Raw genomic sequence first — 19,245 nt, 5'->3', positions numbered from 1 at the left:
AAGGAGGAATTTTTGTGGCTAAATTATTGCATGAGTATCGCAACCATCGTGAGCAGTTACAGCAAAAGACAGCCGACGTCACCATCGGTGATTTGCGTGTCCACGGTGAACTGACCTACCGCATTTCCGTACTGGAATCTATGGAGTTTCTACTGCAAAAGAATCCAACAAAGGAGGATATGCAGGCCTTTGTAATTCACTACCAGCTTTTCGACGCACTGGTAGCTCAGCTGTTGGGTGAACGGCGTTGCATGACTTCCGACCAGAACCAAGCGAAAAATTGTCTAGCCGCCTATCAAAACCTGCAGGTCGTGCGACAGGACTATCTGCGCAAATTTTCTGGTTGTGCAACCACCGGGTACACTGCAGAGCAGTACCACACGGATATTTCCAACGCAATTCAGGTGGTTTTGATTGCCTGGATTTCCTATCGTAACACACTCATGTCTTTGTCAACTTAAAAATACACAAAAAGGGCGCGTAAAAGTGCATAGGGTCAGCGTTGGGGAATAACATTAGCGAGAAAAAACTTAAAAAATTGCTGAAAAATGTCGAAAACGGAAGTGGGCTTCCTGTTATTTGCTAAATTCTTCTTGTATAATGAAAACAAGAAGGAGGTGTGCACAATGGCTAGAAATGAACTTGGCGTTGCTTTAAAAGGGTTCCGTATAGAACAAGGGATGACGCAGGAAATGGTAGAGGGTCGCAGTGGAATTTCTGTTAGAACAATTCGGGATGCAGAGCGAGGAAGCAAAGATACAAAAATGAGTACACTTCAAACATTGGGCAATGTATATGGCATGGAACTGGGGTTTTACCCAAAAACCTTTCAGATGGAGAGGGGTGAGTTGCAATGGGTAGCGTAGACATTGCAGAAATTTACAGCCTGCTTTACTCCTTAGGCATCACCGCCAACTATCGAGGTTTTTTCCATACCAGCTACGCCGTCTATCTCGTCATACAAAATCCAGAAAGGCTGCTCCTCATCACCAAGTGGCTGTACCCAGAGGTAGCCAAACACTATAAAACCACTTGGCAATGCGTTGAGCGCAACATTCGCACAATCACAGAGCTTATTTGGATACACAATCGAATTTTGTTAGAGCAGATGGCGCACCATCCTATGGAGAAAAAACCTAGGAATGGTGCTTTTTTGTCCCTTCTAGCCTCAACGCTCACGTTGCCTGGACATGGATTGTGTCAAGCGGTAGCTCTCCCCAGAGAAGATGACTATGTGCGAATGGTGTACCAAGCGGTCAATGAGAGCTGCCGTCAAGCGGTTATCCCCAAAGACTGTATTCCATTGAGAGAATTCCAGATTGGATGTAATGATGAGGCTTTTCCGCTCATAACAGTCGGCAATCACTTGGAATAACAGCTCTGCTGCCGCTTTGTGCAACGGTACAAAACCAATTTCATCAATGACCATTAACTGCACCTTTTTTAGCGTAGATAAGAAACTGTTCAAGGTGCCCTTGTTGTTCTTTTCCAATAAAATATTGGCAAGAGATGCAGCTGTAAAGAAGCGAACAGGCCGTCCTTCTTGGCAGGCGTTCAACGCCAGAGCTGTGGCAAGATGGGTCTTGCCTGTCCCAACGGCGCCCATAAAAATAAGGTTTTCCTTGGGTGCCAAAAATTGCAAATCTTCCATATACTCTCGTGTTAGTCCAACTGGCAGTGCTATTTCATTGCGCCAAGTGAAGTCATCCAAGGTTTTTAGCACCCCAAATCCTGCACTTTTTACCATGCGGTTAATGCGGTTTATTTCTCGTTCTCGCAACTCCAGTTGTAATAAATCGGTTAGATATTGCTCATTATTTCGGTATTCCACACTTGTCCACTCTTTTGCCAAACCACCTAATTTCAAGGTTTTCATGTATTGCTCAACCATGTAAATCACCTCCTATCAATCCGTCGTAAGCGCTCAAATTTGGCGTGTAATGTAGGTCAGGCGTGGTAATATCCAAAGTCAACGGCTCTGGTCGGTGTTCCTTTTTGGCAATCATGTAGTAGCATTGGCGGACACTATCCGCATCGGTGCGGCCATTCTCATGCGCCAACTCTAGCACTTCGTCGCAAAAGGTGGCGTTGCCATCTTGGACGATTTCATCCAGTAATTGTAGCGCACTTTTTCGTGCCTGTCCTTGGGCTTGGTGGAGATGCTGTTGCCAAAGAGGTGGCATTTGGTTGAAGAATCGAGTGTGAGATACCCCGCCAGGCTTTCTGCATAAAACGCCAACATACTGTTTCCAATCATAGTACTCTTGGTGTGTTTCATAACTTCTTTTATAACTTCCAACTAAGGTATGGTCATGGTAAAATTCAATGCAGTCATAATAAATTTTCGCTTGCACAATCTCTCGACTCAGCGCTGGTGACAGACCATACTTATTGGTGTCAATGGTGACAAAGCCATATTTATTCACCGCCAAGCTTTCGTAACGGAACACCGAAAAAGGGTGCTCTGGCAGGGGTAGTAGCGCCTCACGATCTGCTTCCCACAGTTCCTGTATCTCAATCTGATGCTTGTAATGGAGACGCTGTGCATCCTGCTCGCACCAGTCGAAAAGCTGTTCGTTGAAGGTATCGAAGGAGGTAATGGTCGGCACAGGAACAAAGGCGTTTCTGCGGCTATATCCCACTTTATTCTCCACGTTGCCTTTCTCGTTGCCAGCGGCAGGATTGCAGAATTCAGCCTTAAATCGGTAATGCAGCATGAATCGGGTGAATCCATCGGTCAGCACTCGTTCACCATGGTCTAGGACCTTCACCACGGCGGTAGACATATTGTCGAAGCGGATGACGGGTGGCACGCCACCCATGTGCTCAAAAATCTGCTTCATGCCTTCTAGCAAGCATTCTTGGTTTTGGGCTGGGAAATCTTGGGTGTATCCCTTGTTGGAATTGGGGAAGGACAGGGTTAGGGCGTAGCCTGTCCGCACTTTGGATGAGGCGTCGTTGTAGATGTGCTCGCCAAAATCCACTTGCCCACTGCCGTGGGGATGCGCCAGAGGCAGATAACCATCGGTTTGGCTGCTCATGGCGAATTTCTTCTTGCGCACATAACGCTTTACGCTGGAGTAGCTACCGAGGAATTTTTCTTCATCTCGTAAACGGCAATAGATTCGCCAAATTGTGTGTCGTTGCTTGCGTGGAATTTTGGTGTCATCCTCTAACCATTGGTCTATGATAGGGATGAAATCCCCTAAAATTGGATAGCTTTCTGCTTGAATGTTGGGTAGATGCTCATCGTTCCAGTCGTCTTTATGGGCGTACTTGCGCACCGTGCGATAATTGAGTCCTGTGATTTTTGCGATTTCATTGAGACTTTTCTCTTGGTTTTCGTACAAATCTTTGATATAATTCTTTTGAGCCATTCTTATCACCTTTCCGCTACCTCCTTAGTTCTAGACAAACTAATGGTAGCTCTTTTTTGAGGTGCTGACAATGGCTCTTTTTTTACGAGCCCAACCTATGCACTTTTCGCGCCCTTTTTCGGTACTTTTATTTTAGTGGAAACACATTGGGCGTACAATTTAAAATTTGACAGAGTGCGTCAATATTTTCAAATCGAATGGACTCGGTTTGGTTATTTACCATTTTGTTGAAATTTTGATAACTCAAGCCCATCTGTTTGTACAGCCAATATTTTGTTTTCTGTTGCTCATCCAATATTTCTAAAATGCGTAATTTCATATCTCACCTCTGCATAGCATATGTACCTAACTTAATACATATCTCATCTTTACATATAGTCTTACACATTATGTGATGTGTACATTCGATATGGAGAGGTGAACATATATGGATTATTTGAAAGAGTTGGAAAAGCAGCTCCCAGAATTACGGAGGAAGTGTCTGATACGCTTTGATGCTGACACCATATCCATTCCCTATGCCACAAAGGGGACGGTAGAGGATGATGTGGAGGACAGAACCGAGGGCGGGTAAGCCTTGCATAGGCGCAAAAAAACGGTTGCAACTTGCGTTGCAACCGTTTTTTTAAAATCATCACATAATGAAGAAGAAGTTGAAGCCTTCGCCCACGGTGACCAGATCCAGCAGGTAAGGAATACCCATGGAGAACAAGGGCACGTAAGTAACCAACAGCAAGCACACAACCACCACAAAGAAGTAAGGCAGCAGAGGCTTGACAATTTGTTCAATCTTTACGTCACCAATACGGCAACCAGCGAACAAGATGGCACCCACAGGAGGTGTGATGGTACCCACGCACAGGTTCATAACCATCATCAGACCAAAGTGAACAGCACTCATGCCGAAGCTTTGGACGATGGGCAGGAAGATGGGGGTGAAAATCAACACAGCAGGGGTGGGGTCCATGAAGGTACCCACGAACAGCAAAATCACGTTCATAATCAGCAAAATGACAATGGGGTTTTCGCTCAATTGCAGCATACCGTCAGAAATCATTTGAGGAATCTTAGCGAAGCTCAGCACCCAGCTCATGATGGAGGACACACACACTAAGAATTCCACGATGGCGGTGGTTTTCACAGAGTCCAGCAAAATGCGAGGCATATCGGTAATCTTGATGCTGCGATAAATGGCAGACAACAGCAAAGAGTAGCACACTGCGATGGCAGAGCCTTCGGTTGCGGTGAACACGCCACCCAAGATACCGCCGATGACGATGACAATCAACAGCAAGCTGGGCAAGCCGTCCCACAAGGTGCGCAGAGCGCGCTTCATGGTGTAGTGTTCTTTACTGATATAGCCGTTTTTCTTAGCGGTGAAACCAGCCACGATCATACAGCCCAGACCCCAGAGAATACCGGGGATGTAACCAGCCATAAACAAAGCGGTAACAGACACAGAGCCAGCCACGGTGGCGTACACGATCATGATGTTAGAAGGGGGAATCATCATGCCAGTTGGGCCAGAAGCGATGTTAACAGCGGCAGAGTATTCGGGGGTATAGCCTTCTTCTTCTTCCAGAGGACGGAGAATACCACCCATTGCAGAAGCAGCAGCCACACCAGAACCAGAAACAGCACCGAAGAGCATGTTTGCCACGATGTTGGTTTGAGCCAAGTGACCGGGCAGACGGTGGGCAAAGATGTTTGCACAGCCGATAAGCCGCTTGGCGATACCGCCGTTGTTCATTATGTTACCCGCCAACACGAAGAAGGGGATAGCCAACAAGGAGAAGGAGTTTGCACCAGTGAAGGTACGTTGAGCAGCGGTGGTCAAAGCAGCAGAGCCAAAGCCCAAAATGACCATCATAGCAGCAGTAGAAGAAGCGCCGATAGAAAGACCGATGGGGAAACCTAGAATCAAGGTAACCACCACGCCTACGATCATAACGACCGCAGCAGTTGTTGCAATATCCATGGTTACCCTCCCTTACATAGTGCCCGCAGTGTCGTCAGACTTGCGGACAGTGTGATTTTTGTATTCTTGAACAGCCAGAGCGATGTTATAAATGGCATAGAACACCATAAATGCACCGCTGATGGGGATAACGGCATAAATCACGCCCATGGGAATGCCCAAAGAAGCGTCAGTTGCAGCCATTTGCAACACAGTGTTGGCCATGCCACCCTTGATGCAAACCCCATAAGAGAAGGCAATCAAAGTGATGGCGATTAGGATTTCAGTCAACATGTTCAGCAGAGGGGGCATCTTGTCTTTCAAGATGGTGATGCTCAGGTGCTCACGCATGCCGAATACATAAGCGCTCCCCAACATAACAGACCACACGAACAGATATTGTGCCAAGATTTCAGAGACGGCACTGGGATTGTTGAAAACGAAACGAGTGACCACTTGGTAGGAGACCAAAACAGTCATAATGGCAAGCACGATGATACAAAACCAAGAAATGATAAAGTCTAACACGCGCTTAATGCTAGTTAAAATTTGCATTATTTTTCTCCTTCTAAAGATTGATAGACAGGGCTTTTGGGGCAAAGTCCCACAAAAACCAACGACTAAAGTGCTATTGCTGAGATAGATACCTCATAGACAGCATATTGCAGTGGAAAAAACCCTCTACAAGCGCCTGTCCGCTATGTCGCTTAAAAAACCACGGTATGGGGTCTGCTTCCACAGACCCCATACAATGTATTAAGTTTGCTTAAAACAAAGATTAAAGCTTATGCCAATTCGCGGATTGCGTCATAGATAGCTTGGCTTTGTTCGCTGCGGCCAGCAACTTCAGCGATGAAGTCAGCCAGATTTTCTTGGAAAGGAGTGATGTCGACTTCGTAGATGGTGAAGCCCAGTTCGTCTGCCATTGCATAGTATTCAGCACGCAGGTCTTCAGCGTAGTCGAACATGACAGGCATGGAGTCCTTAGCGCATTGCATCAGAGCAGCTTGGTCAGCTTCGGACATGGAAGCCAGCACGGTGGAGTTGATGATCAGTTCATCGGGGATCAACAGGTGATTGGATTCGGAGTAGCAAGGAGCCACTTCGTATTGCAGCAGGTCAACATAGGTGATGATGTTGTTTTCGCCGCCGTCCAAAGTACCGTTTTGGATTGCAGAGTACACATCGCCTTGGCCCATAGCAACGCCAACGCCGCCCATTTCGTTCAACATTTGAACCATGGTGTCAGATTGCATAACGCGAATCTTTTGGCCAGAGAGTTCTTCGGTGGTGGTCATGGGAGAAGTACCGTACAGGTTACGAGCGCCCAGGCTGTAAGCAGACAGCACTTGGAAGCCGTTAGCAGCGGTGGAAGCGAACAGGTCGTCCAAAACGCCAGAGTTGAAGACCACTTCTTGATGTTCGATGTTGTCATAAACATAAGGAGTACCAATGATGGCGAATTCGGAGTTCACAGTTTCGATGATGGAGTTAGCAACGATAGCCATTTCGATGGCACCAGATTGCACCAATTCCATGGATTGTTGTTGTGCGCCCAGTTGTTCAGAGGGGTACACTTCGATGGAATAACGGCCTTCGGTAGCCACGTACAGGTCGTCGCTCATGTCCAGCATAGCCATTGCTTCGGGGTTTTCCAGAGTTTGGTTGAAGCTCAGTTTGAACACGGTTTCGCCAGTCTTGTCTTCGTCAGCAGCGTAGTCGTGTGCTTCGGTGGTAGCAGCTTCAGTGGTGGTGGTAGTGGTGGTGCTTTCGGTGGTGGTGGTGCTAGAGTCGCTGGAGCTACAAGCAGTCATACCGACTACCATAGCAGTTGCCATCAAGGCAGCAAGCAGTTTCTTCAAAATCATCTTCTTATATCCTCCTAGATATTTGTTTCATCGCATATTTAAATTTTGACCCGAGGGTCATAATGAAACCATTGTAAAAGGGTTGCTAGAGATGCTAGGGACAATTAGCGTTGCACGCGAGCGCCAGCGCCAGACATCAGGCGTTCCACTTCAGCCTTGGAGACCATGGTGGTATCGCCGGGGGTGGTCATAGCCAGTGCGCCGTGAGCGGCACCGTATTCCACAGCAGTTTGTGCGTCTTGGGTGGTCATCAAACCGTAAATCAAGCCAGAAGCGAAGGAGTCGCCGCCGCCAACACGGTCCATGATTTCCAAGCCGTCATATTGATGTGCCTTGAACACTTCGCCATCAGCATAGCACAGTGCGCTCCAGTGGTTCACAGTTGCGCTCTTGACTTCGCGCAGGGTGGTTGCAATGGCTTTGAAGTTGGGGTAGGTTGCTGCGGCTTGGTTCATCATAGCCTTGTAACCGTCCAAGTTCAGGGTCTTCAAATCGTCGTTGCCTTCGATTTCAAAGCCCAAGCAAGCGGTGAAGTCTTCTTCGTTGCCGATCATGACGTCCACGTATTTTGCAATTTCCTTGTTCACTTCTTGTGCCTTGGCGTGGCCACCGATGGACTTCCATTGGGAAGGACGGTAGTTCAGGTCATAGGACACCAGAGTGCCGTATTTCTTAGCGGCCTTGATGGCAGCAATCACGGTTTCAGAAGCATTGGCGCTCAGAGCGGCATAGATGCCACCGGTGTGCAACCAACGAGCACCCAGAGTACCGAAGATGTAATCGAAATCGAAGTCTTCGGGACGCATTTGGGAGATAGCGGTGTTGGCACGGTCAGAGCAACCCACAGCGCCACGGACGCCGAAGCCACGTTCGGTGAAGTTCAAGCCGTTGCGGCAAGAAAGGCCGATGCCATCATAAGGAACATACTTAATCAAAGAGGTATCCACGCCACCTTGGCAAACCATGTCAGTGAGCAAAGAGCCCACTTCATTGTCAGCAAAAGCAGTGATGACGCCAGTTTTCATGTTGAAGCACTTGCGCAGGCCACGAGCCACGTTGTATTCGCCGCCGCCTTCCCAAGCTGCGAAAGAACGGGTGGTGCGGATGCGGCCTTCACCGGGATCAAGGCGCAGCATGATTTCACCCATAGACAGTTGGTCGTAGTAGCATTCTTCTTTTGGTCTCAGATTGAGTTCCATAATATCCTCCAAAAAATATATAAATATTGGGTTAACGAATATAATTGTGATTAGCCGTTGACAATGCCATAGATTTCTTGGCACTTTGCAACAATGTCGCCCTTCATCATCCAAGAGCCGCCCACTGCTTCGATTTTGTCCCAAGCCAGATATTCTGCCAAGTTAGCAGCATCCACACCGCCAGTGGGGATGAACTTCACTTGGGGGAAGGGGCCAGCCAAAGACTTCATTGCCTTCAAACCGCCATAGACGTTTGCAGGGAAGAACTTCAGGGTGGTCCAACCGTCAGCGATGGCTTCCATCATTTCGGTGGGAGTGACACAGCCGGGGAAGTAAGGCACGCCGCGTTGCTTGCACAGAGCAGACACTTCAGCGTTGTAGCCAGGGCCAACGATGAACTTCACGCCCAAGTCGATGGCTTCTTTGCATTGTTGCACGTTGATAACAGTGCCAGCACCGATGAGCATATCGGGGAATTCTTTGATGCCCAGAGCAATGGCTTCCTTGGCGCAAGCGGTACGGAAGGTGATTTCTGCGATGGGCAGGTCACCGTCAACCAGTGCTTTCAAGGTGGGGATGGTATCTTCGATGTTGTTAATGACCACCACGGGGACAACTTTGTATTTTTGTACGCGTTCCATAATCTATAGACTCCTTTTAAATAATTAAAATATTAAACGGGGATTTTCACCACGAATTTACGCAGTTTACCGGGAGCTTCCACACAGCAGCCAGGTTTGTGGCCGTCGTGAGGCAGTACCACACAGAACATACCGGGGTTGATGGTCACATATTGGCCAACGCCGTCCAGCATTTGCATATCCTTGGTTTCGTTAAAGTCTTCCTTGGGAGTCATGACGGCAATGTCATCATAGCCCAGAGATTCTTGGCCTTCCAACACCACGTGCACATCGGCATATTTGCGATGCAATTCGTAGTCTTTGTCAGCAGGCATTTTGGTTTCAAATTCTTGCACCAAAACAAAGTAATCATCTTCTTCGTAGCGGCCCACAGGGGCATCCACCAAAGTTTTGGCAAAAGCCATAGCTTGGGCAAAGTGAGGAAGAACGCTTGCGTAGGCATCAACGCGGGTCATGTAATCTAAGATCATAACAATTTCTCCTTAAAATTATTTGACAAGATAGCCGCCATCCACAGGGATGATGGCGCCGCTGAGATAATCGGAAGCGCTAGAGGCCAAGAACAGGCAGGGCCCCTTCATATCTTGACCATTGCCCCAGCGTTGGGCAGGGATACGGCCAGTGATTTCTTTGAAACGGGGGTTTTCGGGGTCAGTCAGAGCAGTGTTCATATCGGTGTCCATGTAGCCGGGAGCCAAAGCGTTGACTTGAATGTTCTTAGAAGCCCATTCGTTGCACATTGCCTTGGTGAATTGAGCTACAGCGCCCTTACTAGCTGCATAAGCAGGCACGGTTTGACCGCCGAAGAAGCTGAGCATGGAAGCCACATTGATGATTTTGCCACCGCCGTGGGTCATCATGTCTTTGGCAGCCAATTGGCACAGATGGAAAGGAGCGGTTTGGTTCACTTCAATCACGGCGTCCCAATCGTCTAAGGGGAATTCTTCGCAAGGATAGCGGCGTTGAATACCTGCCACGTTGACCAGAATGTCGATGCCGCCACCCAGCAGTTCTAGGCTTTTTGCAAAGCCTTCAGTGCGTGCGGTGCGGTCAGCCAAGTCAACAACCAAGCCTTGGCATTGATAGCCTTTATCGCAAAATTCTTTCGCTACAGCGTGTACCTTTTCGTTGGTGCCCCAAATCACAAGATTGGTGCCTTGTTCCAACAGGCCTTCAGCCATGTCTTTACCCAAACCACGGGTGCCGCCAGTGAGCAGAGCGCGCTTGCCAGTTAAATCAAATGGATTGTTCATCAGTAAGTACCGTCCTTAAATTTTGTTGACAGGGTAGCGGATGGGTTGACCCAGAGCGAAAGCAACACCTTCTTGGGCAGCCTTGGTCTTCAGTTCCAAAGCGGCTTCGTGGGAGTGCCATGCCATGTGGGGGTGCACAGGAAGTTTTCAAAGGCGAACAGAGGATGACCAGGGCTCATGGGTTCTACGTCAACCACGTCCAGACCAGCGCCAGCAATCATTTTTTCTTGCAGGGCAGTCAACAGGTCAGCTTCGTTGATGATGCCGCCACGAGCGGTGTTCACCACGTAAGCGGTATCTTTCATTTTCTTAAAGGTATCCAGATTAAACAGGTCACGGGTTTCGGGAATCAAGGGGCTGTGGATGGAAATCATGTCAGAGCGTTCAATCAAGGTTTCAAAAGAAACGATTTCAACGCCATTCACGAAGGTGCCGATTTCATAAGCGGGGTCAAAGGCGATGCGTTCCATGTCAAAGCCGCTCATGCGCTTTGCAAACACTTGGCCGATGCGACCCAAGCCCACGATGCCCACAACAGAGCCGGGGATACGATAGACGGGCAAGCACTTGGCATATTCCCAAGCTTCTTCCTTGGTGAAGCGGTTCATCAGGCAAACCTTACGCACCAGAGCCATCATAAGAGCCACAGCTTGGTCAGCCACTTCGTTCATGCCATAGTCAGGCACGTTGCAAACTTGCACGCCGTATTCGGTAGCGGCTTCCAAGTCCACGTTGTTCACGCCCACGCCATAGCGGACGATGTGCTTGAGGTCGGGAGCCAGCTTGGAGATAACGTTGCGGGTGAAAGGAGCGTATTGGTTCAACACGACGTTGTAGCCAGCGCAGTTGGCAATCAGGTCGTCTTCGGTTTTGCAGGCGGCTTGTACAAAGGGGATGCCAGCTTCAGCCAAAACGGCTTTTTCTTGGTCCATACTTGCGTGGTCGCAATCGCTGATGATGATTTTCATGCTCATAAATAATATCCCTTTCCTATTTAAAAATTACAAATTACGCTTAGCGCAAATCAGACATTGCCAAGTGGTCCATGTCGTCGAAATCTTGGTTTTCGCCGCACATAGCCCAGATGAAGGTGTAGCGCTTAGAGCCGATACCAGAGTGGATAGACCAACTGGGAGAAATCACGGCTTCTTCGTTTTTCATAATGATGTGACGGGTTTGGGTGGGTTGACCCATCATGTGGAACACACGGGTGTCTTCTTCCATGTCGAAATAGAAGTAGACTTCCATGCGGCGTTCATGGGTGTGGCTGGGCATGGTGTTAAAGCCATTGCCTTCCATCAGTTCGGTCATACCCATAGACAGTTGGCAGGTTTCCAACACGTCGGGGTGGATATATTGGTTGAGCATGCGGTGGTTCATAGAGGCTTCCTCGCCCAGTTCCTTGTGCACAGCATCGGCATAGGAAATCAAACGGGTGGGATAGGTGTGGTGGGCAGGCGTAGAGACAATATAGAATTTAGCGCCAGCTTCGGAAGCGGCGAAAATGATTTCTTCGTTGCCTTTACCCACGTACATACCAGCCTTGGGGGTTAGTTCATACACAGTGCCGTCTACAGTGACGGTACCAGTGCCAGAGCCCACATTGAAAATACCCAGTTCGCGACGTTCCAAGAAATACTTGGCACGCAGTTCATCTCCAGCTTCCAAGCGCAAAGCCTTGCTCACGGGATACACACCACCGAAAATGATGCGGTCTACATGAGAATAAGACAGTTGGATGTCATCTTCCACGAAAACTTGTTCCACCAAAAAGTGGTGGCGCAGTTCTTCAGTGGTATAGCGCTTGACTTCGTCGGGATGGTTGGCGTAATACACGTTCATGTTCATAATATAGTGATTCCTCCATAGGTCGCTGATGTTAGTGTGGGCAAATCTCTATCAGCGACAGACTTAGAGAGTTTACCATATATTTTGTGCAAATGCAACAAAAATTTTATTGGATTTTGTTGGAAATGTTACTCGCAGTCGATTAAAACCTTCACTGTAGCGATGGAAGGATCGGCAATCATGTCAAATACGTGCATACCTTGTTCCATGGGAACGATATGAGTGACCACCTTTTCAAGCTTGTCAGCAACCTTCACAGCGAATTCCACAGCTTGTTGGTATTCACGCTTGGTGTACACACGGCTGGAGACCAAGGTGATTTCCTTGAAGTTCATTTCTTGCAGGTTCACCTTAGAGGGTCCTTTGTAAATGGCGGTGATGCACACGGTGCCAGACACGCGACAAATCTTGGTGGCATCCAAGGTGCAGGGTTCTGCGCCAGAGCATTCAAACACCACATCCACGCCACGGCCATTGGTGGTTTCGTCCACGTAGTCCACCAAACTTTGTTTCAAGGAGTTGATGGTTTCGTAGCCCAGTTCTTTTGCCAGAGCCAAACGGGAATCGTCTACATCAGAGATGATAACACGGCTTGCGCCAGCGGCTTCTGCCACGATGGCGGTTAGCACACCGATGGGGCCAGCGCCAGTGATGGCCACCGTGTCCAGTGCTTGCATCTTTGCTTGGTGCAAGGTGCGCACAACCACAGCCAGAGGTTCCAAAACAGCGGCGGCACGGTCGCTCAGAGCATCGGGGATTTTGAACAGCACATCTTCGTCACAGCACACGTATTGACCAGCGCCACCGTCACAGTCGATGCCGATGAGCTTCAAGGATTTACATACGTGGGGGGTGCCATCACGGCAGGGGTCACAGTGACCGCAGGAAATCAAGGGATAGGGGCTGACACGGTCGCCCACTTTAAATTTATCAGAAGCGGCGGTTTCGATGGTGCCGATGAATTCGTGACCGAAAATCAAAGGGGCTTGTGCACGGGGGTGCTTGCCGCCGTAAATGCTGATGTCGCCGCCACAGATGCCGCAGTGAGACACGCGAACACGGACCTGACCAGCTTTGGGTTCGGGCATGGGTACTTCGTGAAGTTCGACAGTTTTAGGGCCAGTGTAAACAAGTGCTTTCATAAGGGAAACCCTCTTTTCAAAAATTGTCATAATTTTCGTATATGCGAACGCATATCGCAAATGTGGCTTATACATAATAATATACCGTTTTGGTCACGAAAAGTCAATATGTCTGGATTTTTTCGGAGGAACGCCCAAAAACAGGTATGATGATTTATTCAATTCGCCTAAATGTGAATTTTGCTATTGTGTAAAAGGTACAATATGTGCTATGCTTTTAGTACGAAATTTGAAATTACTGGAAAAGATATTTGAAAATATTCGTCTTTAAAGTGAGAAAGAGAGCAGCGAACATCCATGAAGCATAACCGAACCGCGTACCGTACGATTGAGATATTAAAATACATCTCTACCCATAAAGAGGCAGAGATGAGTGAACTTTGCCAAGCCTTTGAACTGCCAAAAACCAGTTGTTACGACATCCTTGAAACTTTAATGGCCACAGGAATGGTGCAGGTGACCCAAGAGCAGAAAAAGAAGTATCATCTGGCTGTAGGGGCTTATCAATTGGGCATGGGGTATTTGAGTCATTTCTCTTTGGAGAAGTCTTTTGAGGCGCCAATGCAGCGCTTGACAAATCAGCTAAACAAAACCTGTTTTTTTGGTATTCCCGATAAAACCAATGTGGTGTATCTCATTAAAAAGGAGCCTGCCAACCCTATTTTAACCTTAGGGAAGGTTGGCGCTACCAATCCCATGTATTGTACAGGCTTGGGCAAGGCTATGTTGGCCTTTATGTCAAGCGATACATCTGATGACTTGCTTGATAATATGCACTTTCGGCCCCGCACGGTGTTTACCCACCAATCGCCAGAAAGTGTGAAGCGTGAGTTGCCCGTCATCAGACAACAGGGCTATTCTGTGGATTTTCGAGAATTAGAGGATCATGGCCTTTGTGTGGCGGCGCCTGTGTTCAACGCGCAAGGCCGTGTGTACGGTGCGGTCAGCGTGTCAGATTTGTACCGTCCAGACGAAGATGTGGATGCCATTGGGCAAGCGGTGAAGGCCACGGCCAAGGAATTGTCCATTATCTGTGGCTATATAGAATGATGGTATTAAAAACGAAAGACTAAGAGTGAAGGACTATGGGAACGCAATTGTTTTCTATCGTCCTTCATTTTTTTAAAATTTTCCAAATTTGAGGGAACATTTTAAAATTTTTTCCGTCTATGGTAGTAGAGACTGAAAAATAAAGGAGAATTTTATGAAAAAGTTGATTTGCTTATTGGCATTGACCCTTGCCTTGACAGGCTGTAGCTCCAGCTCTGACTCTGCTAGCTCTAGCTCTAGTGTTACAACCACCACCACTGAAAGCGCCATGGAGGACACAGTCACCAGTACAGGCGGTGGCATGACCACCACCAAAGAGACCCAAGGCAATAAATTTATCTACACGGTATACTTAGAAGGGGAAACCATTGATTTTGAGACGGATGCCACCGCCTTGAAAGACTTGGTGGCCTCTATGGATGGTTATTTTGAGTATGCCAGCGAAGAAAACTACGGCTCCTACCGTCGTGGGAGCTACACCATCCGTTTAGAAACCAGTCAGCTAGATGCCTTCACAGAGCAGACCAGTGCCGTTTTGCTCATTACCGACTTCACCTCGCAGGTGGAGGATATTAGCTACCAATATTACGATACCCAAGGCCGTTTGGAAACCCAACAGCTGAAGCTGGAGCGGTTGCAAGCGTTGCTAGAGCAGGCAGAGACCATGGAGGATTTGATTACGCTGGAGTCTGCCATCTCTGAAACCCAAGAGGCCATCGACAATTATTCTGGTACCATGGTGTACTACAATTCCCAAGTGGACTATGCCACGGTGGAGTTGACCCTCCGTGAGGTCAGCACTTTATCTAATGTGGAGTTGACCCCTGTTGGTTTTGGCGGTCGTCTGGGCAATGCCTTTACCAATGGCATCACCAATTTCATCGATGGACTGGGTGACATGGCCATTTGGCTGGCCTATAACTGGCTGGGTATGGCAGTGTGGCTGGTGGTGATTGTGGTTGCGGTGAAGGTGGTGCGCCGTAAGAGCAAAGTGAAGGTGCCCAAGATGAGAAAGTTAGATTTAAAGGACAACGAGGATAAGGAAAACTAAGAGTGAAAAACTAAAAGTGAACAACTATGGGACGAATACCGTTCCCATAGTTGTTCACTCTTTTTGTAGGGGGCGGCGTCCTCGACGTCCCGCTTTGATTTAATCTTTTTTCTTCAGCTTTTCTTCTGTGCCTTTGTCATCCACCAGATAGGTGTTGTCCAAGTGGCCTTCTAGGCTACCCACCACGGCGGCCACATATTCTTTGCGGAGGGCGGCACGTTCAATGGTTTCGGCTTGGGTGAGGCCTTCGGGGGATTTGGCTTTGCGCGCCAAGGCGTTGATGCGGTCAATCTTTACTTGTTCCATGGAGACTCTCCTTACATTATAAATAGCGTTCAATCACAATGCCAGTGCGTCCTTTTTTGGACAGGCCACCGATTTGTGATAGTTTCATTTTGCCCAGACCGCGGACGGATACCTCATCCCCAGCCTGTAAAAGTTTGTCAGCTTTGGCGCATTCTTTATAGTTCACCTGCACTTTACCACCTTGCACTAAGGTGGTCATTTTTCCACGGGAGGTGGAAAAACCACTGGCGGCAACGGCATCAAGGCGGAGACTCATGACGGTATCTTTGACGATTTGCACCTTTTGTTCTGGGATGTGCAATTGGTCAAATTCGATTTGGGATACGGTGACTTTTTCCCGTCCTGCACTACACCAACTTTGAAGCAGATAGTCCCCCAAGCTGGCAGAGACAATCAAATCGCAGTGTCCATCGCCGATGAGAATATCGCCAATGCGTTCACGCTCAATGCCCATGCCCATCAGACTGCCCAGCACATCGCGGTGAGTCAATTCTTCACGGTGCTTGCCACGCAGACAGGTGAGATTTGCTTCATCCATGGCTTGCTCTGGTTCCATCCAGTCTGGTAAAAACACGGCTACACACCGCTGGGCGCTTTCATAGCCACCGAAAAAACAGTAGCGGTCTTGGCCATAGTGGGCAATGGCGAGCAGATCTCGTGCCAGTGCTTGCTCTTGGGGGGTGAGAAATTCGGTGGCGGTGGGGATGTTGCGATGCTGGGCTTGGGTGGCGCGGTCGAGAAGGTTTGCCAGTAGCATTCGTTCTTCCCCAGTGGCACCCACACGGTCTAATAAGGTTGCTTTATCCATTGGTCAGCTTTTGGGTGGCAACCAAGGCGGCATAAGCACCGTCTTGTGATAGTAACTCTTCGTGAGAGCCTTGCTCCACAATCAAACCATTTTCCACCACCACAATGCGGTTTGCATGGCGGACGGTAGACAGTCGGTGGGCAATGATGAGACAGGTGCGGCCTTGGGTCAACTTTTCAAATGTTTCTTGGATGCGGTGTTCAGTGACGGTGTCTAGGGCAGAGGTAGCTTCGTCCAAAATCAAAATGGGTGGGTTTTTCAGGAAAATACGGGCAATGGAAATCCGTTGTTTTTGTCCACCAGAGAGCATGACCCCACGCTCACCCACATAGGTGTCGAAACCTTGTGGCATACCGCAGATATCGTTATAAATCTCAGCCATTTTGGCGGCTTCAATCACTTCTTCTACAGTGGCGTCAGGGCGTCCGTAGCGAATGTTTTCTAGCACGCTGCCAGCAAAGAGGAACACATCCTGTTGGACAATGCCGATGTTGCGGCGCAAAGACTGTTGGGTGACCGTGCGAATGTCTTGGCCATCGATGGAGATGGCACCGCTGGTGACGTCGTAAAAACGGGGAATCAGCTGGCACAGAGTAGACTTGCCACCGCCAGAAGGCCCCACTACAGCAATGGTTTCCCCTTTGGGAATGTCAAGGCTAATGCCGTGGAGTACGGTTTCGTTTTGATAGGCAAAGTGGACATCGTCCACGGTGATGTTGCCTTTCACATTGTCCATGGTGGCGGCATCAGGGGCATCTTGCAGGGAAGGCTCCGTGCCCATCAGTTCCACAAAGCGCAAGAACCCAGCACTCCCGTTGGCAAATAGCTCGGCAAAGGTAGCCAGCTTGCGCATGGGGGTGATGAAAGTGGCCACATACATATTAAACACGATGATGTCGATGGTTTGCATTTGCCCCTCCATCACCAAATACCCACCCACAGCAATGACGGCCAAAGGCAGGGTACACAGGAAAAATTCCATGGTGCCGATGAATCTACCCATGGCCTTGTGGAATTGCTTTTTAGAGGTTTTGAAGCTGTCGTTGGCAGATTCAAACTTTTGGATTTCAGCCCCTTCACTGGCGAAAGCTTTGGTGGTGCGGATACCAGAGATACCAGACTCAATGTCGGTGGAGATGGTGGCGATTTTCTTTTTCACTTGGCTAGAGGCCGCTGCCATTTCACGCCGACGTTTCCAGACTACAGTTAAAAACAGGGGAATCATCACAGCGATGACCAGTGCCAGTTGCCATTGGATGGTGAACATCATCACCAGTGCACCAGTAATGGTGACCGCAGAGATGAGCACATCTTCTGGGCCGTGGTGGGCAAGCTCTGTGATGTCGAACAGGTCGGAGGTGAGACGACTCATGAGCTGGCCTGTGCGGTTTTTATCGAAGTAGCCAAAGGACAGAGATTGCATATGGCGGAACAAATCACTGCGGATATCAGCCTCCACCAAAATACCGAAGGTGTGTCCCCAAAAGGCCACGACATAGGTCAGCACAGCACGGAGGAAAAAGGCCAGCGCCACGCAGGTCATGGCAATGAAAAAGGTGTTGTAATCGTTGTTTGGCAGCAGGTCGTATAAGCTCCAACGGGTGATGAATGGGAACGTCAAATCGATGATGGCAATGGTAAAGGCGCACACCATATCGAAGATAAATAGCTTTTTATGGGGTTTAAAATAGGCAAAGAAAATTGCCACGGGGGAACGCTTTTGGTAATCACGAGTGGTCATAGGGATCTCCTTTTAAAATTTACATAATGCCTGCTGAACAACTGCAATTCGCAAATTGCAGTTGTTCAGTGGACATTACATACGATATTAGTATAGCATAGCTATTTTTCAATAGCTAGTGGTTTTTGCAACTTTTTAGTTTCAACTTCAATTGCACTTTTTGCCCCTTTGTGCTACACTGGGGAAAAGAGGTGAGGACATGGCGTATTATATTTACATCCTTTGCTGTGGAGACGGCACGCTGTACACGGGCAGTACCAATGATGTAGAGCGGCGTTTGGCGGTGCATCAAGCTGGCAAAGGCGCCAAGTACACACGGGCTAGATTGCCAGTGACATTGGTGTATCAAGAGACGCATGATGACCGCTCCTCGGCGTTGCGCAGAGAAGCGGCCATAAAAAAACTGTCACGACAGGAAAAGTTAAAGCTGATTGAAACGCATTAAGTCCCCATTTGGAACGCGATGCCAATCACGGCAGAGAGCACCACAAATAAAATGGGGTGGAGGCCTTTGGTGGGCTTGACCCAACGGGTCAATATCAAAATCAATGCCGCCAAGGCCAATTCTTTCCAAAGAAACAGGTCTAACAAATTGCCGCTGGTTTCAAAGGCAGTGAGATTGACTAAGGTGGCAGAGACCAACACCATGCCAGCGCTGGCAATCAGTGCCGTAGATGCTGGGCGCATCCCGTAAAAGGCGTCTTTCACCTTCTGGCTGTCTTTGAATTGGGTCAAAATACGGGCGATGATGGAAATGATGATCACCGATGGTGTCACCAAGCCCACCGATGCTACCACAGCACCCAAAACTCCTTCTTGCAAAAAGCCGATGTAGGTGGCCATGTTCACCCCGATGGGGCCGGGGTGGATTCAGACACGGCAATGAGATTTGCCAATTCTTCGTAGGTAAACCAGCCAGTTTTATCAGATAAATCGTATAAAAAGGGCAACGTTGCCATGCCACCACCGATGGAAAATAGCCCAATGTGGAAAAATTCGTAAAA

Annotated in this window: 22 protein-coding genes and 2 pseudogenes; 7 read left to right on the top strand and 17 right to left on the bottom strand. The window is 48.5% G+C overall.

The genetic code is table 11. The features are described from left to right. Positions 1–14 precede the first annotated feature (14 nt). The 3 genes and pseudogenes from RFF05_RS05020 to RFF05_RS05010 form a co-directional block, all read left to right on the top strand. Positions 15–461, top strand: a complete 447-nt coding sequence (locus RFF05_RS05020; protein WP_409969291.1) for a hypothetical protein — start codon at positions 15–17, stop codon at positions 459–461. A gap of 165 nt (positions 462–626) precedes the next feature. Continuing rightward, a complete protein-coding gene (locus RFF05_RS05015; RefSeq protein ID WP_409967229.1) occupies positions 627–866 on the top strand; it encodes a helix-turn-helix domain-containing protein in 240 nt (79 codons plus the stop codon). Next, positions 854–1,114 (top strand): annotated as a pseudogene (locus RFF05_RS05010) (sporulation initiation factor Spo0A C-terminal domain-containing protein); the annotation flags it as partial. The gene RFF05_RS05015 and the pseudogene RFF05_RS05010, both read left to right, overlap by 13 nt. A gap of 54 nt (positions 1,115–1,168) precedes the next feature. Here the strand turns inward: RFF05_RS05010 and istB are convergent. From istB to RFF05_RS04995, 3 genes are all read right to left on the bottom strand, one after another. Then, positions 1,169–1,891, bottom strand: a complete 723-nt coding sequence (gene istB, locus RFF05_RS05005; protein WP_409967230.1) for an IS21-like element helper ATPase IstB — start codon at positions 1,889–1,891, stop codon at positions 1,169–1,171. Beyond that, positions 1,884–3,377, bottom strand: a complete 1,494-nt coding sequence (gene istA, locus RFF05_RS05000) for an IS21 family transposase (RefSeq protein ID WP_409967410.1) — start codon at positions 3,375–3,377, stop codon at positions 1,884–1,886. Before istA ends, istB begins: the two co-directional genes overlap by 8 nt. Positions 3,378–3,504: 127 nt before the next feature. Beyond that, a complete protein-coding gene (locus RFF05_RS04995; RefSeq protein WP_409969290.1) occupies positions 3,505–3,696 on the bottom strand; it encodes a helix-turn-helix domain-containing protein in 192 nt (63 codons plus the stop codon). 108 nt (positions 3,697–3,804) lie between these two features. Here RFF05_RS04995 and RFF05_RS04990 point away from each other — a divergent pair, with 108 nt between their 5' ends. Next, positions 3,805–3,951 (top strand): hypothetical protein, encoded by a 147-nt coding sequence (locus tag RFF05_RS04990; protein WP_409969289.1) that lies wholly within the window; start codon positions 3,805–3,807, stop codon positions 3,949–3,951. 60 nt (positions 3,952–4,011) lie between these two features. Here RFF05_RS04990 and RFF05_RS04985 read toward each other — a convergent pair whose 3' ends face one another. The 10 genes from RFF05_RS04985 to RFF05_RS04940 all read right to left on the bottom strand — a co-directional run bounded on the left by RFF05_RS04985 (position 4,012) and on the right by RFF05_RS04940 (position 13,285). After that, complete coding sequence (locus RFF05_RS04985) at positions 4,012–5,355, bottom strand: TRAP transporter large permease (RefSeq protein ID WP_409969288.1); 1,344 nt, start codon at positions 5,353–5,355, stop codon at positions 4,012–4,014. A gap of 12 nt (positions 5,356–5,367) precedes the next feature. Further along, positions 5,368–5,889, bottom strand: coding sequence for a TRAP transporter small permease (locus tag RFF05_RS04980; RefSeq protein WP_409969287.1), 522 nt, complete (start codon positions 5,887–5,889; stop codon positions 5,368–5,370). Between the two features lie 230 nt (positions 5,890–6,119). Then, entirely contained in the window at positions 6,120–7,202 is a 1,083-nt protein-coding gene (dctP, locus tag RFF05_RS04975) for a TRAP transporter substrate-binding protein DctP (RefSeq protein WP_409969286.1), read from the bottom strand. A 104-nt stretch (positions 7,203–7,306) separates the two neighbouring features. Further along, positions 7,307–8,401: a sugar kinase gene (locus RFF05_RS04970; RefSeq protein WP_409969285.1), complete on the bottom strand. Its 1,095-nt coding sequence runs from the start codon at positions 8,399–8,401 to the stop codon at positions 7,307–7,309. A gap of 50 nt (positions 8,402–8,451) precedes the next feature. Beyond that, positions 8,452–9,042, bottom strand: coding sequence for a bifunctional 4-hydroxy-2-oxoglutarate aldolase/2-dehydro-3-deoxy-phosphogluconate aldolase (eda, locus tag RFF05_RS04965; RefSeq protein ID WP_409969284.1), 591 nt, complete (start codon positions 9,040–9,042; stop codon positions 8,452–8,454). A 32-nt stretch (positions 9,043–9,074) separates the two neighbouring features. After that, a complete protein-coding gene (locus tag RFF05_RS04960; protein WP_409969283.1) occupies positions 9,075–9,512 on the bottom strand; it encodes a YhcH/YjgK/YiaL family protein in 438 nt (145 codons plus the stop codon). Positions 9,513–9,530: 18 nt separating this feature from the next. After that, positions 9,531–10,295 (bottom strand): SDR family NAD(P)-dependent oxidoreductase, encoded by a 765-nt coding sequence (locus RFF05_RS04955; RefSeq protein WP_409969282.1) that lies wholly within the window; start codon positions 10,293–10,295, stop codon positions 9,531–9,533. Positions 10,296–10,384: 89 nt separating this feature from the next. Then, a complete protein-coding gene (locus tag RFF05_RS04950; RefSeq protein ID WP_409969281.1) occupies positions 10,385–11,269 on the bottom strand; it encodes a C-terminal binding protein in 885 nt (294 codons plus the stop codon). Between the two features lie 40 nt (positions 11,270–11,309). Beyond that, positions 11,310–12,137, bottom strand: a complete 828-nt coding sequence (gene kduI / locus RFF05_RS04945) for a 5-dehydro-4-deoxy-D-glucuronate isomerase (RefSeq protein WP_409970084.1) — start codon at positions 12,135–12,137, stop codon at positions 11,310–11,312. Between the two features lie 134 nt (positions 12,138–12,271). Beyond that, on the bottom strand, positions 12,272–13,285 hold the full coding sequence (locus tag RFF05_RS04940) for a zinc-dependent alcohol dehydrogenase (protein ID WP_409969280.1): 1,014 nt from the start codon (positions 13,283–13,285) through the stop codon (positions 12,272–12,274). Positions 13,286–13,582: 297 nt separating this feature from the next. Here RFF05_RS04940 and RFF05_RS04935 point away from each other — a divergent pair, with 297 nt between their 5' ends. Together RFF05_RS04935 and RFF05_RS04930 are read left to right on the top strand one after the other, a co-directional pair. Next, complete coding sequence (locus tag RFF05_RS04935) at positions 13,583–14,335, top strand: IclR family transcriptional regulator (RefSeq protein WP_409969279.1); 753 nt, start codon at positions 13,583–13,585, stop codon at positions 14,333–14,335. 154 nt (positions 14,336–14,489) lie between these two features. Then, positions 14,490–15,386 (top strand): DUF4349 domain-containing protein, encoded by an 897-nt coding sequence (locus RFF05_RS04930; RefSeq protein ID WP_409969278.1) that lies wholly within the window; start codon positions 14,490–14,492, stop codon positions 15,384–15,386. Between the two features lie 99 nt (positions 15,387–15,485). Here the strand turns inward: RFF05_RS04930 and RFF05_RS04925 are convergent, their stop codons facing one another. Genes RFF05_RS04925 through RFF05_RS04915 form a run of 3 tightly spaced genes read right to left on the bottom strand, consistent with a single transcriptional unit; the run spans position 15,486 to position 18,241 of the window. Then, complete coding sequence (locus tag RFF05_RS04925) at positions 15,486–15,692, bottom strand: DUF896 domain-containing protein (protein WP_409969277.1); 207 nt, start codon at positions 15,690–15,692, stop codon at positions 15,486–15,488. Positions 15,693–15,708: 16 nt separating this feature from the next. Beyond that, positions 15,709–16,500, bottom strand: coding sequence for an RNA-binding protein (locus tag RFF05_RS04920; protein ID WP_409969276.1), 792 nt, complete (start codon positions 16,498–16,500; stop codon positions 15,709–15,711). Continuing rightward, the gene (locus tag RFF05_RS04915; RefSeq protein WP_409969275.1) at positions 16,493–18,241 is read right to left on the bottom strand and encodes an ABC transporter ATP-binding protein; all 1,749 of its coding nucleotides are present in this window, start codon (positions 18,239–18,241) and stop codon (positions 16,493–16,495) included. Before RFF05_RS04915 ends, RFF05_RS04920 begins: the two co-directional genes overlap by 8 nt. A gap of 199 nt (positions 18,242–18,440) precedes the next feature. On the opposite strand from RFF05_RS04915, the gene RFF05_RS04910 reads away from it, so the two are divergent. Then, complete coding sequence (locus RFF05_RS04910) at positions 18,441–18,686, top strand: GIY-YIG nuclease family protein (protein WP_409969274.1); 246 nt, start codon at positions 18,441–18,443, stop codon at positions 18,684–18,686. Here RFF05_RS04910 and RFF05_RS04905 read toward each other — a convergent pair. Further along, a pseudogene (locus tag RFF05_RS04905) lies at positions 18,683–19,200 on the bottom strand (chromate transporter). The gene RFF05_RS04910 and the pseudogene RFF05_RS04905 overlap by 4 nt on opposite strands. Positions 19,201–19,245 lie beyond the last annotated feature (45 nt).

Origin of the sequence: Bengtsoniella intestinalis, from assembly GCF_039719005.1 — a bacterium.
Classification (GTDB): domain Bacteria; phylum Bacillota; class Clostridia; order Oscillospirales; family Oscillospiraceae; genus Oscillibacter; species Oscillibacter intestinalis.
This window is presented reverse-complemented; position numbering and strand designations above follow the sequence as displayed.

Coding starts and splice junctions, on each gene's coding strand:
- RFF05_RS04970 (WP_409969285.1), bottom strand. CDS start 8,401: ATGGAACTCAATCTGAGACCAAAAGAAGAATGCTACTACGACCAACTG.
- RFF05_RS04915 (WP_409969275.1), bottom strand. CDS start 18,241: ATGACCACTCGTGATTACCAAAAGCGTTCCCCCGTGGCAATTTTCTTT.
- RFF05_RS04980 (WP_409969287.1), bottom strand. CDS start 5,889: ATGCAAATTTTAACTAGCATTAAGCGCGTGTTAGACTTTATCATTTCT.
- RFF05_RS04995 (WP_409969290.1), bottom strand. CDS start 3,696: ATGAAATTACGCATTTTAGAAATATTGGATGAGCAACAGAAAACAAAA.
- RFF05_RS04960 (WP_409969283.1), bottom strand. CDS start 9,512: ATGATCTTAGATTACATGACCCGCGTTGATGCCTACGCAAGCGTTCTT.
- eda (WP_409969284.1), bottom strand. CDS start 9,042: ATGGAACGCGTACAAAAATACAAAGTTGTCCCCGTGGTGGTCATTAAC.
- RFF05_RS04990 (WP_409969289.1), top strand. CDS start 3,805: ATGGATTATTTGAAAGAGTTGGAAAAGCAGCTCCCAGAATTACGGAGG.
- RFF05_RS04935 (WP_409969279.1), top strand. CDS start 13,583: ATGAAGCATAACCGAACCGCGTACCGTACGATTGAGATATTAAAATAC.
- RFF05_RS04955 (WP_409969282.1), bottom strand. CDS start 10,295: ATGAACAATCCATTTGATTTAACTGGCAAGCGCGCTCTGCTCACTGGC.
- RFF05_RS04940 (WP_409969280.1), bottom strand. CDS start 13,285: ATGAAAGCACTTGTTTACACTGGCCCTAAAACTGTCGAACTTCACGAA.
- RFF05_RS04930 (WP_409969278.1), top strand. CDS start 14,490: ATGAAAAAGTTGATTTGCTTATTGGCATTGACCCTTGCCTTGACAGGC.
- dctP (WP_409969286.1), bottom strand. CDS start 7,202: ATGATTTTGAAGAAACTGCTTGCTGCCTTGATGGCAACTGCTATGGTA.
- RFF05_RS04910 (WP_409969274.1), top strand. CDS start 18,441: ATGGCGTATTATATTTACATCCTTTGCTGTGGAGACGGCACGCTGTAC.
- RFF05_RS04920 (WP_409969276.1), bottom strand. CDS start 16,500: ATGGATAAAGCAACCTTATTAGACCGTGTGGGTGCCACTGGGGAAGAA.
- RFF05_RS04985 (WP_409969288.1), bottom strand. CDS start 5,355: ATGGATATTGCAACAACTGCTGCGGTCGTTATGATCGTAGGCGTGGTG.
- istB (WP_409967230.1), bottom strand. CDS start 1,891: ATGGTTGAGCAATACATGAAAACCTTGAAATTAGGTGGTTTGGCAAAA.
- RFF05_RS04950 (WP_409969281.1), bottom strand. CDS start 11,269: ATGAGCATGAAAATCATCATCAGCGATTGCGACCACGCAAGTATGGAC.
- RFF05_RS05015 (WP_409967229.1), top strand. CDS start 627: ATGGCTAGAAATGAACTTGGCGTTGCTTTAAAAGGGTTCCGTATAGAA.
- kduI (WP_409970084.1), bottom strand. CDS start 12,137: ATGAACGTGTATTACGCCAACCATCCCGACGAAGTCAAGCGCTATACC.
- RFF05_RS04925 (WP_409969277.1), bottom strand. CDS start 15,692: ATGGAACAAGTAAAGATTGACCGCATCAACGCCTTGGCGCGCAAAGCC.
- istA (WP_409967410.1), bottom strand. CDS start 3,377: ATGGCTCAAAAGAATTATATCAAAGATTTGTACGAAAACCAAGAGAAA.